The sequence below is a fragment of the Micromonospora sp. B9E7 genome (assembly GCF_039871815.1).
GTDB lineage: Bacteria > Actinomycetota > Actinomycetes > Mycobacteriales > Micromonosporaceae > Micromonospora.
The window spans coordinates 10,182-26,694 of the sequence record NZ_JBDPLX010000024.1; the positions used below are offsets into that span (position 1 = coordinate 10,182).

General features: G+C 72.9%; 12 protein-coding genes. 4 read left to right on the forward strand and 8 right to left on the reverse strand.

Annotation, left to right across the window (positions count from 1 at the left end; genetic code table 11):
- Positions 1 to 82 precede the first annotated feature (82 nt).
- Positions 83 to 1,981 (forward strand): hypothetical protein, encoded by a 1,899-nt coding sequence (locus tag ABGB10_RS28165; protein WP_347664101.1) that lies wholly within the window; start codon positions 83 to 85, stop codon positions 1,979 to 1,981.
- Here ABGB10_RS28165 and ABGB10_RS28170 read toward each other — a convergent pair whose 3' ends face one another.
- Together ABGB10_RS28170 and ABGB10_RS28175 are read right to left on the reverse strand one after the other, a co-directional pair.
- Positions 1,982 to 3,784: a hypothetical protein gene (locus ABGB10_RS28170; RefSeq protein ID WP_347664023.1), complete on the reverse strand. Its 1,803-nt coding sequence runs from the start codon at positions 3,782 to 3,784 to the stop codon at positions 1,982 to 1,984.
- Entirely contained in the window at positions 3,784 to 5,853 is a 2,070-nt protein-coding gene (locus tag ABGB10_RS28175; RefSeq protein WP_347664024.1) for a hypothetical protein, read from the reverse strand. The genes ABGB10_RS28170 and ABGB10_RS28175 overlap by 1 nt, the downstream gene beginning before the upstream one ends.
- A gap of 191 nt (positions 5,854 to 6,044) precedes the next feature.
- Between ABGB10_RS28175 and ABGB10_RS28180 the strand changes: the two genes are divergently transcribed.
- Positions 6,045 to 7,202 carry a hypothetical protein gene (locus ABGB10_RS28180; RefSeq protein WP_347664102.1) on the forward strand — a complete coding sequence of 386 codons (1,158 nt, stop codon included), beginning with the start codon at positions 6,045 to 6,047 and terminating at the stop codon, positions 7,200 to 7,202.
- A gap of 69 nt (positions 7,203 to 7,271) precedes the next feature.
- Here ABGB10_RS28180 and dxs read toward each other — a convergent pair whose 3' ends face one another.
- The 4 genes from dxs to ABGB10_RS28200 form a co-directional block, all read right to left on the reverse strand.
- Positions 7,272 to 9,218, reverse strand: coding sequence for a 1-deoxy-D-xylulose-5-phosphate synthase (gene dxs, locus ABGB10_RS28185; RefSeq protein WP_347664025.1), 1,947 nt, complete (start codon positions 9,216 to 9,218; stop codon positions 7,272 to 7,274).
- 82 nt (positions 9,219 to 9,300) lie between these two features.
- Positions 9,301 to 10,461: an anhydro-N-acetylmuramic acid kinase gene (locus ABGB10_RS28190; protein ID WP_347664026.1), complete on the reverse strand. Its 1,161-nt coding sequence runs from the start codon at positions 10,459 to 10,461 to the stop codon at positions 9,301 to 9,303.
- A 13-nt stretch (positions 10,462 to 10,474) separates the two neighbouring features.
- On the reverse strand, positions 10,475 to 11,716 hold the full coding sequence (locus tag ABGB10_RS28195; RefSeq protein WP_347664027.1) for a class I SAM-dependent RNA methyltransferase: 1,242 nt from the start codon (positions 11,714 to 11,716) through the stop codon (positions 10,475 to 10,477).
- Positions 11,709 to 13,805, reverse strand: a complete 2,097-nt coding sequence (locus ABGB10_RS28200) for an APC family permease (RefSeq protein ID WP_347664028.1) — start codon at positions 13,803 to 13,805, stop codon at positions 11,709 to 11,711. The genes ABGB10_RS28195 and ABGB10_RS28200 overlap by 8 nt, the downstream gene beginning before the upstream one ends.
- Positions 13,806 to 13,969: 164 nt before the next feature.
- Here ABGB10_RS28200 and ABGB10_RS28205 point away from each other — a divergent pair, with 164 nt between their 5' ends.
- The gene (locus tag ABGB10_RS28205; RefSeq protein WP_347664029.1) at positions 13,970 to 14,635 is read left to right on the forward strand and encodes a TrkA family potassium uptake protein; all 666 of its coding nucleotides are present in this window, start codon (positions 13,970 to 13,972) and stop codon (positions 14,633 to 14,635) included.
- Positions 14,636 to 14,638: 3 nt separating this feature from the next.
- Positions 14,639 to 15,328, forward strand: coding sequence for a TrkA family potassium uptake protein (locus tag ABGB10_RS28210; RefSeq protein ID WP_347664031.1), 690 nt, complete (start codon positions 14,639 to 14,641; stop codon positions 15,326 to 15,328).
- Between the two features lie 38 nt (positions 15,329 to 15,366).
- Here ABGB10_RS28210 and ABGB10_RS28215 read toward each other — a convergent pair whose 3' ends face one another.
- Positions 15,367 to 16,050 (reverse strand): DUF3159 domain-containing protein, encoded by a 684-nt coding sequence (locus ABGB10_RS28215; protein WP_347664032.1) that lies wholly within the window; start codon positions 16,048 to 16,050, stop codon positions 15,367 to 15,369.
- A gap of 25 nt (positions 16,051 to 16,075) precedes the next feature.
- Positions 16,076 to 16,456, reverse strand: coding sequence for an OB-fold nucleic acid binding domain-containing protein (locus ABGB10_RS28220; protein ID WP_269680468.1), 381 nt, complete (start codon positions 16,454 to 16,456; stop codon positions 16,076 to 16,078).
- Between the last annotated feature and the right edge of the window lie 57 nt (positions 16,457 to 16,513).

Here is a 16,513-nt window from a genome sequence, read left to right on the forward strand (position 1 = left end):
TCCGGCAAACCGGCCGTGGGTGCACCGGGCCGGCAAAAGCGACGGAACCGCGCCTGTACGATGGCCCGTCGTGGCCGTGCCGGTGGTAGACCCTTCGCTGATTCCCCTGACCGACGCCGACCCGGCCGAGGCCGAGTCGACACGACGGCCTCGACGCCGCCCGGCCCGAGCCGACCTGCTGGCACTCGGAGCCTATGTGCTGCTGGGCGTCTTCGTCTGCCTCAACTACTGGGGTGACGTCACCGGTCGGGTCTCCTCGCACCTGCCCACCGACCACAGCTGGTTCGAGTGGCTGTTCGCGCACGGCGCGTACTCGGTGCGGCACCTGGAGAACCCGCTGTTCACGGCCCGGCAGAACGCCCCGGACGGGGTGAACATGATCGCCAACACCTCGCTGCTCGGGGTGACCCTGCCGCTGGCCCCGCTGACCATGTTGCTCGGTCCCCAGGTGATGTACGCGCTCTACCTGGGTGGGGCGCTGGCCGCCACCGCCGGCACCGGGTACTGGATGCTCTCCCGCCACCTGGTGCGCTCCCGCGCGGCGGCCTTCGTCGGCGGCGCGTTCCTCGGTTTCGCGCCGGGAATCATCCACCACGCCAACGGCCAACCCAACTTCGTGTCCAACTTCCTGCTGCCGCTGATCGTGGTGCGGGTGCTGCGCCTCGGTGAGCCGGGACGGTGGCGGCGCAACGGGCTGGTGCTCGGTGCGCTGGTGACGTACCAGATCTTCATCAACGAGGAGATGTTGCTGCTCACCGCCCTGGCCTGCCTGGTCGTCGTGCTGGCGTACGCCGTGCAGCGCCCGGCGGCCACCCGGGCCGCCGCCGGCACGTTCCTGGCCGGGCTCGGCGTCGCCGGCGGACTGGCCCTGGTGCTGGCGGCGTACCCGATCTGGTTCCAGTTCAACGGCCCGCAGTCCTACCGGGGCCTGCAGGGCGGCGTCTTCCACAACTGGGGTGAGGACCTGGTCGCCTTCGTCACCTTCGCCCGCGACACCTGGGCCGGTGACCCGGCGGTGGAGAAGACGATCGGGCTGACCGAGCAGAACACCTGGTTCGGCTGGCCGCTGGTGCTGCTCTCGGTGATCGCCCTGGTGCTGCTCGTCCGCCGCTCGCTTCCCGCCCGGATCGCCGCGGTGCTGATCGTCGTCTTCACCGTGGCGTCGATCGGGCCCCGGGTGCGGTTCGACGGCGTCGAGACGGGTGTGCGCGGTCCCTGGTCGTACGTGCCGGACGACCTGCCGCTGGTCGAGATGATGATGCCGACCCGGTTGACGCTGGTGGTGGCCGCCGCGGTGGGCGTACTGCTCGCGCTGACCTGGGACGCCGCGCACCGCCAGGGACGCCCGGCGGTCGACCGGCCCCGGGTCCCGGCGCAACGCACGGGCGACGCGGTTCCGGCGGCTGACGGCGAGCCCGTGGCGGCGGACGAATCCGCGCCGGTCGCGACGCGCCGTCGGTGGCTGCGCCCGGTGGGGTACGCGGCGGTCGCCCTCGCCGTGCTGCCGCTCTTCCCCCGGCCGCTGCCCGCCCAGCAGATCGACCCACCACCACACTTCATCACCGCGGGCGGCTGGCGACCGTACGTGCCGGCGGGCCGAACCCTGGTGCCGGTGCCGATCCCGAGCAACGTGCACGGCCTGCCGACGTTGCGCTGGAGTGCGCTGACCGGGCAGGAGTTCCCCGTCCCGGGCGGTTACTTCATCGGCCCGAACGAGGTGGGCGAGGGGGTCTTCGGCGCGCCGAACCGGCCCACCAGCACCCTCATCTACTCCACGATGGACAAGGACGCCGTCCCGGCGCTGACCGACGAGAACCGCCGCCAAGCCGTCGAGGACCTGCGGTTCTGGCGGGCGTCGGTGGTGGTGCTCGGTGCGCACCCGCGCGAGGCGGTGCTGCGTGAGCTGGTCACCGGCCTGCTCGGGCCGCCGCAGCGGGTCGACGACGTCTGGGTCTGGGACGTCCGCGCTCTCGTGGGCTGATCAGCCGACCTGGGCCCGGACGTCCCACACCCAACCGCCGTCCACCGGGCGGCCCGGCCCGAGCAGGTCGTCGACGGTCCGACGGACCGGGTCGCCGTTCGTCAGCGGACCGAGCACCACCACGGCGGCCCGCCAGTGCCGCAGGTCCTCGACGGCCCGACGGCGGTCGGCGTCGGTCAGCACCGGCACCGCACCGGTCTCGGCCACCCGTCGCAGCAGCACCGACGTGGGCCGGTCCGGCGCGCCCCAGCGGGCCGCCGGGTCGTCCGGTCCGCTCGGCCCGATGAAGTAGCCGCCCGGTGCGGTGAACGCCAGGCCGGTACGGGCGGACCAGAGCATCACCGGGCTCCGCGCCGCGCCGGTGACCGGAGGCACGGCGACCACCGTCCGGTCCGGCGGCACCAGGGACCGCCACCCGCCGTCCGCGACGAACCCCGGCACCGGCATGACCGGCACCACCCGGATCGGCGTCGGCGTCAGCGGCAGCAACGCGGCGGCCACCGCGCCGGCCCACAGCAACCGCACCGGCAGCCCGGGGGCGGCCGGCAGGGGGCGCGCCGCCCGCACCCGGTCCAGCGAGAGCGCCACCAGCACACCCAGCACCGGTACGCAGACCAGCGCGAACCGGGCCGGCACCGCGAGGTCGAGCAGGGGCAGGCCGGCGACCAGCCGGTACGGCCCGGGTACGCCGGTGGCGGTGCCGTCGACCCGCAGCTCGGTGCCGAGGGAGAGCAGCGCGAACACCAGCCCACAGCCGGCCAGCGCGCGGACCAACGGTCGCCGCCACAGCCAGATCACGATCACCACGGCGAGCACCAGCAACCCCGGGCCGAAGAAGGAGTTCTCCTCGGTCGGGTTCGGCGAGAGCAGCCCCGGCAACCAGTCGTCACCCAGGACGGTCTGCCGGGCCGACGCGGTGAACGACGCGGCGTCCAACTGGAACCCGTGCGCGGCGAACGCCATCCCGGAGTAGTGCTGCGGGCCGTGGAACTGGAACCACAGGGGGTACGCCAGCAGCACCGTCGCCACCCCGGCCGCCACCGCCAGCCGGCCGAACAGGGCCGGCGCGAGCCGCCGGGCGGCTGCCCGGTCGGCGAGCGCGTAGCCGAGCGCGAACACCCCGGCCGCGAGCGCCAGGAAGACCAGCAGCTCCTCGCCGATGAAGACCTGCCAGACGAGCAGCAGCCCGAGGACGACGCCGGGCCGCCACACTCCGACGAGGCGGTGCGCCGCGTCCGGGGCGGGCCGGAACACCAGGGCGAGGATCGCGGGCACCAGGAACTGCGCGGCGATGTGCAGGTGCGCGCCCGCCTGGGCGATCATGCCCGGCGCGAAGCCGCAGACCAGACCACCGACGGCGGCTGCGGTCCGGGTGGTGACCAGGCGGGCGCGCAGCAGCGCGTACCAGGCCGCGGCGGTGCCGGCGAGGCAGCAGACGACCGCCACGCAGAACGCGACCTGAGAGCCGAAGAGCAGGGTCACCGGGGTCAACGGGACACCCAGGCCGAGCACCGAGGTGTTCGCCATCAGGTTCACCCCGTCGGGTGCGTTCAACCCGGCGCTGTAGAGCGGGTTCTCCCCCTCGACGACGGCGTGCGCCGCGTGGGCCAGCATCCACTCGAAGAGGATCTGGTCGCCCGCCTGGTGGAACAGCCGCCACGGGTGCCTCCACTGCGCGCTGGTCAGCACGACGGCCAGGGCCAGATACCCGGCCACCACCAGCAGGTCCCGGAGCCGGTCCGGGCCGGGTGCGCGGGCCGCCGCCGGGGCCGCCGTGGTCGGGGACGTCGTCCCGGTGGTCATCAGACCGAACGGTCGGTCAGCGCCCGGACGTCCCACACCCAGACGTCCAGTTCCTGGCGGCCGGGGCCGACCAGGTCCTCGACGGTACGTCGGAGCGGTTCGGAGTTCTGCTGACGGATCGGGAGCACCAGGATCGCGGCCCGCCAGTGGCGCAGCTCGTCGGTGAAACGACGGCGCTGCCGGTCGTCGAGCTTCGGCGTACGCCCGGTGGTCGCCACCTCCTCCAGCATCTGGCCCACACCGCTGGGTCGGCCGCCGAACCGACCCGCGTCGCCGGTGTTTCCGTTTCGCGGCGCGAGGAAGTAACCGCCGGGGATCTTGAAGTCGAGGTTGGTGGCCGCCGCCCAGCGCATGCCGTGCGTGTTACCCATGCTGGGCACCGGGATCGGCACGAGCGTCTGGTCCGGTCCGACGTACGCCCGCCAGCGGTCGGCCGTGATGAAGTCCGGCACCGGAGGTCGGGAGACCATCCGCAGCGGCATCGGAGCGATCGGCAGCAGCGCGAACGCCAGCCCTGCGGCGGTGAGCGTCCGAACGGTGCGCCGCTCGGCCGGGCGCAGCACCCAGGCCCGCTCGACGGCGAGCGCGAGCAGCAGACCGATCACCACACTGGTGATCAGACCGAACCGGGTCGGCACCACCGCGTCCAACAGTGGCAATTGGACCAACCACTGCCAGGGCCCGGTGAACAACTCCCGGTCCCACCAGGAGACCCGCTCGCCGAGCGAGAGCACGGCGAAGAACACGCCGGTCGCCGCGAGCGCTCGCACGATCAACTCCCGGCGCAGCCAGACCACGATGCCGATGGCGAGCAGCGACAGACTCCAACCGAAGAAGGCGTTCTCCTCGGAGTAGTTCGGCGCCAGGTTCACGTTGGCCCGCTGGTTGCCGCCGAGGGTGGGCGAACCGGGGGCGAAGAACGCGGCGATGTCGTTGCCGTAGTCCCGCACCGCGTCGCTGAGCCCGTGGTACGCCATCGGCCCGGCGAACTGCACGTACAGGGGGTACGCCAGCAGTGCCCCGGCCAGCAGCGCGCAGGTCGCCACGCCGGCGCCGAGCGGCCGCCACGCCGCCCGCCAACGGGCCGGCTCCTGGGCGAGCACCGCCAGCAGGAACACCCCGCAGGCCAGGGCCGTGAAGAGCAGGATCTCCTCGTTGATGAAAGCCTGCGCCGTGACCAGCAGGGCGAGCAGCGCCCCGTCCCGGACGGGTCGGCGGGACCGGGTGAGGACCAGCACGCGCCAGACGATGAACGGCAGCAGGAACTGGCTGATGATGTTCGGGTGCCAACTCGCGTGCGACAACATCGCGGGCGAGAAGCCGCAGAACCAGCCGCCCACCGCCGCCGCGAGCGGGGTACGCACCAGATGACGGGACAGCATGAGATACCAGGCCATCGCGGTGCCGGCGAGCCCGAGCGTCACCAGCACCACAAAGGAGACCGCCGGCCCGAAGAGCAGCGTCACCGGGACCATCGGGATGCCCAGCGCCAGCACTGCCGTGTTGGCCATCAGGTTGACGCCGTCGGGGTAGTTGAACTGCTCGGTGTAGAACGGGTACTCGCCGTGCAGCACCACGCGTACCGAGTGGGCGAGGAAGAACTGCACCTGGGCCGGGTCACCGGTGTAGAGCGAGGCCACCCGGCCGGACGGGTCAAGCCAGATGCGGCTGGTCACCCAGAGCGCGGCGAGCAGGAACAACCCGCCGACGGCGAGGTGCTGCCGCCGTCGAGTCAAGCGACGCCACCAGGCCGTGGTCGGTGCCGCCTCCGCGTCGTCGGCAGCCGTTTCGGGCTCGACCGGCGCCGCGCCCTCAGCCGGCGCGTCAGGCTCAGCCGGCGCCTCAGGCTCAGCGGGCGCGTCAGCGGGGGCCGGCGCGGCGACCTCGGCCGGTGCGGCGAGCGTGGCGCCGGGGGTGCCCTGGGAGTCGGTCGGGGCGCTGGACGTGCCGGTCAGGGCTGCGGGGCCGGCGAGGATGCCGACCGGTGTGCGATAGGTCACCAGTTCGTCGGGGCCGGCGGCGGCCTCCGGGTGCGGCGCGGGCAGGGCGCGGGACTCGGCAGGCGTCACAGTCGGCGGAGTCTACCGGAGCAACGAAAACGCACTAAAGCCCCGGTGCGGTCCAATGTGGTGAGTTTGGCGGCGGGCAACTGGGGCCTCGCATCCGACATCTCGTACTATGGCGCTTTCCGACAGCGACGGTGAGGCGATCGGGGGCGGGCCAGGTGACTCCAGGCCGGTACGGCAGGGCGCTCCCCGTCCTGCTCAGCGCGCTGCTGGCCAGCACGGCCTGCGGTCCGGTGGCCGAGAGGAAGTCACAGGACCTGCGGGTCGGGTACGACAGCCTGGACGGGGCGTTGGCCGTGTGGCCGCCCCGGGGTGACCTGTCGAAAGACGCCACGGCGACGACAGCGGTCACCCGGGCCGTCCGGGACTGGCGCTCACCGGACGCCGACCGGGCGCACCTGCCCTCGTCCGGCATCCTCTTCTCCGGTCGGGTGGACGGCACCCCGGTGGCCCTCGTGGCCGCCGACGTGCCCGGCGAGAGCGCCTCCTGGCTGCTGCAACTCACCCGCGACGGCGACCGGTACGCGGTGACCCGCGCCGCCGAGTACACCGACCCGGGTTACCTCGTCTACTCGGACGTGCTGCCGGTGCAGACCGCCGCCGGCCGGCGCTACCTGGTCTCCGCCCGGGTGCAGACGCTGGTCGGGCCACAGGATCGGACGTTGACCGTCGCGGACGGCCTCAGCGCACCGGTCGACGTGCCGTCCTGCACAGCTGTCGGGGTGACCGCGACCCTGCGCACCACCGAGTCGCTGCCCCGGGGTCGGGCCGCGGACCGGCTGCTCGACCTGGGCACCGGCACCGTCGATCCGCGCTATCCGCTGGTCCGCGACGAGTCGGGCACGGGACGGCGGGCACTCACCGGCCTGGACACCTGCGTGCTGGCCGGCGACCGGGGCCCGTTCGGCAGCATCCCGCGCCGGATCGGCGACCGGGACGCGCCGCGCTCGGTGCCGACGTCCTGGCCGATGGCGAAGCTCACCGTCCGCTCGCTCGGCGAGGTCGCCCTCGGAGGCGGCAAGCCAGCCGAGTTGCAGCAGCTCAGCTGGGACACCGACGCCGGCGCGATGACCGCCGTGGTCTACCGGCCGGCCGACGGGAGCGCGCCCGTCGTCTCGCCCGCCGACCGGGCCACCCCGTTGCAGGCGTACCAGCTCCCGATGCCCGGTCAACCGCTGGTGGTGCTCAGCTGGCGGCCCACCCGGGACGGCTCCCTGTCCGTGCCGCCGGGCACTCCCCTGCTGGTCGAACGACCCGGCCTGGCGGTCGTCCCCAGCCCGTCCCGTTCCCAGACCTACAGCCTCGCCAACACCGACAAGACCCACTACCGCTCGGTGAAACCAGCCGACTGATCCCACCCCGACCCGCACAACGCGACGGCGGGCGTCCCCGAGAGGGGTCGCCCGCCGTCGTTCGTCGGGTCAGTTCTGCGCGGCCGCGTCGCTCGGGGTCAGGCGGTCCGGCGTGGCGTCCAGACCGGAGATCCAGCCGGTGACGTTACGGGCCACGTCCTGGGCGGTCAGGCCCAGGTCGGCGAGGATCTGCGCCCGCGTGCCGTGCGGGTGCCAGTCGGCCGGTACGCCCAGGTCCTTGAGCGGCACCCGGACGTCGGCGTCGCGCATCGCCTGGGCGAGCGCGTCGCCCACCCCGCCGACCCGCACGCCGTCCTCGACGCTGACCACGAGCCGGTGCCGGGCGGCCAGGTCGACCAGCTCCGCCGGAACCGGACGCACCCAGCGCGGGTCGACGACGGTGACCCCGTAGCCCTGCTCGGCGACCCGGGCGGCCACCTCCATGCCCAACTGGCCGAACGACCCGACGGCGACCAGCAGCACGTCGGTACGCGCCGACTCGGCCAGCACGTCGACAGTGCCGACCCGGCGCAGCGCCGGAAGGTCCGCGGCGACCGAGCCGGTCGGGAAGCGCAGCACGGTGGGGCCGTTGTCGACGGCCATCGCCTCGCGCAGCTCCTCCCGCAGCGTGGCGGCGTCGCGGGGAGCGGCGATCCGCAGCCCGGGCACCACCCCGAAGACCGACATGTCCCAGATGCCGTAGTGGCTGGGACCGTCCGGGCCGGTGATGCCGGCCCGGTCCAGCACGAAGGTCACCGGCAGCTTGTGCATCGCCACGTCCAGCAGGACCTGGTCGAAGGCACGGTTGAGGAAGGTGGCGTAGACCGCGACCACGGGGTGCAGGCCGCCGAGCGCCAGCCCGGCCGCCGAGGTGGCGGCGTGCTGCTCGGCGATGCCCACGTCGTACACCCGCTCGGGGTACTTACGGGCCAGCTTCGCGATGCCGGTCGGCTCGGCCATGGCGGCGGTGATGCCCACCACGTCCGGGCGCTCGTCGGCGATGGCCAGCAGCTCGTCGGCGAAGACGTGCGTCCACTTCACCGACGGGGCGGCCAGCAACGCACCGGTCTCGACGTCGAAGGCGCTGCTCGGGCCGTGCAGGCAGTCCGCGTCGTCCTCCTCGGCCGGACGGTAGCCGTAGCCCTTGCGGGTGACCGCGTGCACGATCACCGGACCGCCGAAGTTCTTCGCCGCGCGCAGCGCCGCCTCGACCGCAGCCACGTCGTGCCCGTCCACGGGGCCGACGTACTTGATGCCGAGGTCCTCGAACATCGCCTGCGGGGCCACGGCGTCCTTGATGCCCTTCTTGACCGCGTGCAGCACCTCGTACATCGGCTTGCCGACCAGCGGCGTGGAGCCGAGGGCGTCCTTGACCGTGTCGAGGACCTTCTCGTAGCCCGGGTTGAGCCGCAGCGAGGAGAGGTGGTCGGCCAGCCCGCCGATGGTGGGCGAGTAGGACCGGCCGTTGTCGTTGACCACGATCACCAGCGAGTTGCCGGCGGTGGCGATGTTGTTCAGCGCCTCCCAGCACATGCCGCCGGTGAGCGCGCCGTCGCCGACCACGGCCACGACGCTGCGCTGCTCACCCCGCAGGGCGTACGCCTTGGCCAGGCCGTCGGCGTAGGAGAGCGCGGTGGAGGCGTGCGAGTTCTCGATGAGGTCGTGCTCGCTCTCCGCCTGGCTGGGGTAGCCGGAGAGGCCCCCGCGCTGGCGGAGCTTGTCGAAGCCGGCCTGGCGCCCGGTGAGGATCTTGTGCACGTACGCCTGGTGGCCGGTGTCGAACAGGAGCCGGTCCCGGGGCGAGTCGAAGACGCGGTGCATGGCCAGTGTCAGCTCGACCACACCGAGGTTGGGCCCGACGTGCCCACCGGTGCGGGAGACCTTGGCGATCAGGAAGTCCCGGATCTCGGCGGCGAGGACGTCCAGCTCCTCGCCGGACATCCGCTTGACGTCCTGCGGACCGCGTACCGTCCCGAGCAGCCGGCCGTGGTTGGCCGTGTCCTCTTCAACACTCATGACCGGAGAGTCTATCGGCCCGGTGGTACTCCGCAGCCTGGGCCGAGCCCGACGCACCCGCGCCCCGCAGCTGAGTGCCTGATCAGGGCCGGATCCGCAGTCGTCGGGGCGGGGCGGTCGGCCGGCCCGGGTACGCCGGCCCCGAGGGCGTCCACGAGCCGAGCACCGCGCCCCGGGTGGCGCCGGTCACCGACGGGATCGACCCGGGCAGCCCGTGCCAGGACAGCCAGCCGAGCAGCGCGAAGGCGTACGCCTCCTTGGCCTGCGCGGGGACGCCCAACTCGTCGGCGCCGCGCAGCCGCCACCGTCCGTCGCCGAGGGCGGCGAGCCGCCGCAGCAGGGTGGGGTTGCGCACACCACCGCCGGCGGCGATCACCTCGGCCACGCCGTGCCGGTCGCACTCCGCGGCCACCACCCGCGCGGTCAGCTCGGTCAGTGTGGCCAGCAGGTCGTCCACCGGCACCGGCGTACCGAGCGCGGCGAGGTGCCGGTCCAGGTAACCGGCGTGGAACAGCTCCTTGCCGGTGGACTTGGGCGGGGCCGCCGCGTAGTACGGCTCGGCCAGCAACGCGGCGAGCAGCCCGGGGTGCACCCGACCAGCCGCCGCCCGCGCCCCGTCGAGGTCGCACGGCTGGTCCAGGAAGCGGCGGGCGGCAGCGTCCAGCAGGGCGTTGGCCGGGCCCACGTCGTACCCGAGGACCGGGGCCCCCGGGGCGACCACGGTGAGGTTGGCGATGCCCCCGAGGTTCAGCGCCGCGCGCGGCCCGGCCGCGGCGTCGAGCAGCAACGCGTCGAAGGCCGGCACCAGCGGCGCGCCCTGCCCGCCGACGGCGATGTCCGCCGAACGCAGGTCACTCAGCACGGGTACGCCGACCCGGGCGGCCACCCGGGCCACCGTACCCAGTTGCAGGGTGCCCAGGGCCACCCCGTCGTCGACCCAGTGGAAGACCGTCTGGCCGGGCGAGACCACCGCGTCGGCCCGCCCACCGGCCAGCTCCAGGCCGATCGCCGCCGCCTCGGCGAACACCTCGCCGAGGCGGTTGTCGAGCCGGCAGACGGCCTCGACGGTGGTGGCCGCCGGGGGCAGCAGCGCGGCGATCTCGGCGCGCAGCTCCTCGTCGTAGTCCAGGCCACGGTGCCCCAACGGTCGCAGCCAGAGGGTGTCCCCGTCGACCTCGAACTCCGCCGCGACGACGTCCACCCCGTCGTACGACGTCCCGGACATCATCCCGACGATCTTCATCGGGCCAGGGTAGTCAGACGGTCGGCGGGAGCAGCAGCCCCACCTGCTCGACGTGCTGCGTCATCGGGAACAGGTCGAAGCCCCGCAACGCGGCCAGCCGCCAGCCGAGGTCGGTGAAGGTGCGCACGTCCCGGGCGAAGGCCGCCGGGTCGCAGGCCACGTACGCGACCGCCCGGGGGCCGGCGGCGGCCAGCGCGCGCACCACCGGGGCACCGGCGCCGGAGCGCGGCGGGTCGAGCACCACCACGTCGACCGGGCCGGTGATCCGTCGACGGGCCAGCGCGGTCTCCACCCGGGCCGACACGACCTCGACGGTGGGCAGGTCGGCGAGGTTCTCCCGGGCTGCGGCGACGCCCTGCCCCGCCGCCTCGACAAGGGTCACCCGGCCGGTCGCACCGACACGGTCGGCCAACCCGACGGCGAACAACCCCGCGCCGCCGTAGAGGTCCCACGCGATCTCGCCCGGCTTCGGGTCCAGCAACTCCAGCACCGCCGTGGAGAGGGTGTCCGCCGCAGCCGGGTGCACCTGCCAGAACGCGGACGCGGGTAGCGTCCAGTCCCGCCCGGCGGCCACCTCGCGGACCTCGGCCGGCCCGCTCACCGGGGTGGGCACCCCCTCGCGGATCTCCGTGACGGTCACGTCCCCGCCGGTGCTGGCGACGGTCTCCACCGCCTCGGCGGCCGACCAGCGCGCACCGGTGGGGGTGAGCACCGGCAGCTGCTGGATGGCCGGGTGGGCGATCCGGCAGCGGTCGATGGGCACCACCTCGTGCGAGCGGTGCTTGAGCAGGCCGGCCCGATCCGCGGCGTCCACCGCGTAGCGGACCCGGGAGCGCCAGCCGAGCAGCCCACCGGGCAACGCCTCGACCCGGACGCCGAGCTGGTCCAGCTCGACGTCGGTCAGCCCGCCGAGACGGACCAACTGTTCGCGCACCACGGCGGTCTTCCAGGCCAGTTGCGCGTCCGGGGCGACATGTTGCAGGTCGCAGCCACCACAGGCACCCGGCTTCGCGTACGGGCAGGGCGGCTCGACCCGATCCGGTGAGGGGTCCAGCACGGTCACCGCGTCGGCCCGGACGAACCCGCGGTGCACCTCGGTCACCTCGGCGATCACCCGTTCACCGGGCAGCGCGTGCCGGACGAAGACCACCTGCCCGTTCACCCGTGCCACGCAGTGCCCGCCGGGGGCGACCGCGTCGACGGTCAGCTCGACCCGCTCCGCCTCGGCCAGTCCACGCTCGCTCGGCTCAGTCACGGCCGCTGTCTCCCGTACCGCTGCCCGCCGGGCCACCCTCGCCGGGCGGGGCGGAGACCGGCGCCGCCGAGACCGCCGGCGGGGCGGAGACCGGCGGCACGGTGCCGCGTGGCCCGCGTGCCGGTGTCCGGGACAGCGTGGCGTCGAGCCGTTCCAGGTTCTTGTTGGCCGTCGACGCGAGCTGCCACGGCACGCTGACCACCATCACCCCCGGCTCGAAGAGCAGCCGGCCCTTGAGGCGCAGGGCGCTCTGGTTGTGCAGCAGGTTCTCCCACCAGCGGCCGACCACGTACTCCGGGATGAAGACGGTGACCACGTCCCGGGGTGACTTACGGCGGGTGGAGGCCACGAAGTCCAGGATCGGCCGGGTGATCTCCCGGTACGGCGAGTCGATCACGGTGAGCGGGATGGCCATCTCCCGCCGCTCCCAGTCGGCCTGCAGGTCCCGGGTGTCGTTCTCGTCCACGTTGACGGTCACGGCGGTCAGCGTGTCCGGCCGGGTGGCCCGGGCGTAGGCGATGGCCCGCAGCGTCGGCTGGTGCAGTTTGCTGACCAGCACGATCGCGTGGTTGCGGGCAGGCAGCACGGCCCGGCCCTCGTCCGGCGGGGTCAGTTCGACGGCGATCCGGTCGTAGTGCCGGCGGATGCCGAGCATCAGCATGTAGATCACTGCCATCGCGGCGATCGCGATCCACGCGCCGAGCAGGAACTTCGTGATCAGGACGATCACCAGCACCGCACCGGTCATACCCGCGCCGAAGGTGTTGATCGCCCGGGACCGGTACATCCGACGCCGCGCCTCCGGGTCCCGCTCGGTACGCAGGCGCCGGTTCCAGTGCCGGATCATGCCGGCCTGGGAGACGGTGAACGAGACGAAGACCCCGACGATGTAGAGCTGGATCAGCTTCGTCACCTCGGCCTGGAAGCCGACGATCAGCACGATCGCGAAGAGGGCGAGGAAGGTGATGCCGTTGGAGAAGGCCAGCCGGTCGCCCCGGGTGTGGAACTGGCGGGGCAGGTAGCGGTCCTGGGCGAGGATCGAACCGAGCACCGGGAACCCGTTGAACGCGGTGTTCGCGGCCAGGAAGAGGATCAGGGCGGTGACCCCGGCCAGCACGTAGAGCAGGATCGACCCGGAACCGAAGACCGTCTCGCCGAGCTGGGTGGTGACCGTCTTCTGCACGTACCCGTCGGGGCCGGAGACGATCTGGAGACCCGGGTCCTCGACGAACTGCAGGTGGGTCAGCCGGGCCAACCAGATGATCCCGACCAGCATGCTCACCGAGATGGTGCCGAGCAGCAGCAGCGTGGTGGCGGCGTTACGGCTCTTCGGCGCCTTGAACGCCGGCACCCCGTTGGAGATCGCCTCCACGCCGGTGAGCGCGGCGGCGCCCGAGCTGAACGTGCGCAGCAGGAGGAAGACGAGTGCGAAACCGGTCACGCTGTGCTCGGCCTGGATCACCAGGTCGGCACTCGGCGCGCGGAGTTCGTCGCCCAGCACGAACACCCGGAACAGCCCGGTGAGCAGCATCCCGAGCATCACGATCACAAAGCCGTAGGTGGGGATGGCGAACGCGGTGCCCGACTCGCGCAGCCCGCGCAGGTTGACAGCGGTCAACAGCACCACCGCGAGCACCGCGATCATGACCTTGTGGGTGGCCACGAACGGCACCACCGAGCCGAGGTTGGCCACCCCCGAGGAGACCGACACCGCCACCGTGAGCACGTAGTCGACAAGCAGCGCGCTGGCCACCCCGACGCCGAACTTCGGACCGAGGTTGACCGTGGCCACCTCGTAGTCGCCGCCGCCGGAGGGGTAGGCGTGCACGTTCTGCCGGTAGCTCGCCACCACGGTGAGCATCACCACGACCACCGCGAGGGCGATCCACGGGGAGAACAGGTACGCCGAGGCCCCGGCGATGGAGAGGGTCAGCAGGATCTCGTCGGGCGCGTACGCGACGCTGGACAGCGCGTCGGAGGCGAACACGGGCAGCGCGATGCGCTTCGGCAGGAGGGTGTGCTGCAGGCGGTCGGACCGGAACGGTCGACCGAGGAGAAGCCGCTTCAGCAGCGAGGTGGGACTGGCCACGAACGCCAAGGGTACGACCACCACGGCGGGAACGCGGGGGTGGGCGATCACCGCCCCCGGCGACGACGGGGTACGGTCGGTCCCCGCTCCCCAGCGAGACGTGGCAGGCTCGCACTCGGAAGGCCACCGGCAGCGGGGGCGGTACGCACCTTGGGAGGGACAGCGTGCACGTCGTGATCATGGGGTGTGGCCGGGTCGGGTCGACCCTCGCCCACAGCCTGGAGTCCCGAGGGCACTCGGTGGCGGTGATCGACCAGGACGCCGACGCCTTCCGCCGGCTCGGCCCCGACTTCGCCGGGATCACGGTGACCGGCGCGGGTTTCGACGGCGAGGTGCTCCGGCAGGCCGGCATCGAGCGCGCGGACGCCTTCGCGGCGGTCTCCAGCGGCGACAACTCCAACATCATCTCGGCCCGGCTGGCGCGCGAGACGTTCGGCGTGTCCCGGGTCGCCGCCCGCATCTACGACCAGCGCCGCGCGCAGGTCTACGAGCGGCTGGGCATCCCCACCGTCGCGACCGTGCGCTGGACGGCCGACCGGATGCTGCGGCACCTGGTGCCGGAGGGCAACGTGGAGATCTTCCGCGACCCCACGAGCACGGTGTCGATCGTCGAGGTGCCGGTGCACAAGGACTGGATCGGCCGGTCGGTGCGCAACCTGGAGGACTCGACCGGCGCACGGGTGGCCTACCTGATCCGCTTCGGCATCGGCACGCTACCCACCGGCTCCACCGTCGTGCAGGAGGGTGACCAGGTGTTCATGCTGGTCAGCGATGACATCGTGGCGACGGTCACGTCGGTGGCGGCGGCGCCGCCGGAAGGGGGGCACTGAGCCATGCGGGTCGCCATCGCGGGCGCGGGCAACGTGGGCCGCTCGATCGCCCAGGAGTTGATCGACAACGGCCACCAGGTGATGCTCATCGAGCGCCAACCCAAGATGCTGCGCCCGGACCGGGTACCGGCCGCCGAGTGGGTGCTCGCCGACGCGTGCGAGGTGGCGAGCCTGGAGGAGGCCAACATCGCCGGCTGCGACGTGGTGGTCGCGGCGACCGGCGACGACAAGACCAACCTGGTGCTGTCGCTGCTGGCCAAGACCGAGTTCGCGGTGCCCCGCGTGGTGGCCCGGGTCAACCGGGCCGAGAACGAGTGGCTGTTCACCGAGCAGTGGGGCGTCGACGTCGCGGTGAGCAAGCCGCGGGTGATGGCCGCGCTGGTCGAGGAGGCGGTCACCGTCGGCGACCTGGTCCGGCTGATGACCTTCCGCCAGGGTGAGGCGAACCTGGTCGAGATCACCCTGCCGCCGACCGCGCCGTACGTCGGTCAGCCCATCCACGCCGTGCCGCTGCCCCGCGACTCCGCGCTGGTGGCGATCCTGCGCGGCAAGCGGGTCCTGGTGCCCAGCCCGGACGACCCCATCGAGGCCGGCGACGAGCTGATCTTCGTCTGCACCGCCGAGGTGGAGGACCAGGTCCGCGTGGTGGTCCTCGGACCGGACAGCGTCGAGCGGACCCGCAGCTCACGCTGACCCGACGGGCGACCGCTCCCCGGCTTGCCCCGCCTCGCTCAGGCGCCGGGCACCGGGGCCGGCGGAGCCTCCCGGGTGACCCGGCGCACCGTCCAGACCGTGATCAGCAGCAGCAGCGCGTACGGCGGGTAGCCCAGCACCAGTCGGGCCACGCCCAGCGCGGTGTCCTGGTGGGCCAGGTACAGCCCGGCCTGCACGCCCACCTTGGCCAGCCAGACCACGCCCCAGAGCACAGTGAGCTGGGTGAAGGTACGCACCAGCTTCGGGTCGGCCCGCCACTCCGAACGGCCCTTGGCGACCAGCACCGACCAGATCCAGCCGACCAGCGGCTGCCGGATCGCCGCCGAGATCAGCAGGGCGATGCCGTAGCCGATGCCGTAGAGGATGCCGGGAAGGTAGAAATCGCGCTCGTCGCCGGTGCGCCAGGCGATGGCCGCGCCCACGCCGACGCCGAACAGGCCGTTGACGGCGTGCCGGATCGGCCGACGCTGGGCCAGCCGCACCCCGGCGATCAACAGCGCGACGGAGACCGAGGCGATCACCGCCGGCCGCAGCTCGCCGATGATGTTGGCGAGGACGAAGACCACGACCGGGATGCTGGACTCCACCAGACCCCGCCAGCCGCCGAGCTGGTCGGCCATCTGCTCGGCGATCGTCGGCAGCGCCTCGTCGTCCTGGGGGTCGATCTCCGGCTGTGCCGCCCGGTCCTGTCCCGTCGTCATCGCCGGCCTTCCGTCCGCAACGCCGTCACTTCGGCGAGTCCAGCTCGTAGTAGGGGTTGTAGATGACCTTGCGGTCGTCGCGGACGGCCACCCGACCACGGGCGGTCAGGTGCCGGCCCGGCTCGATCCCGGCGATGTGCCGTCGACCCAACCAGACCAGGGTGACCACGTCGCTGCCGTCGTACAGGTCGGCTTCCAGGGTGGGCAGGTTGGTGCGCGGCGTGTAGACCACCGTGCGCAGCCGACCGGCGACCGACACCAACTGACCCCGGGAGCACATCTGGGCCGGGATCCCGCCGCACTCGGCGCTCTCCCGCCGCAGCTCCTGCGCGTCGATCTCGGCCTCGCTGGCGGTGAACCGTTGCAGGAGCCGCCGCAGCGACACCCTGCCCTCGTCGGTCATCATGACCTCCGCGTCACCCTCTCCACGCTCGCCGTCCCCGGCCGGCACCGGCGGCGCCGG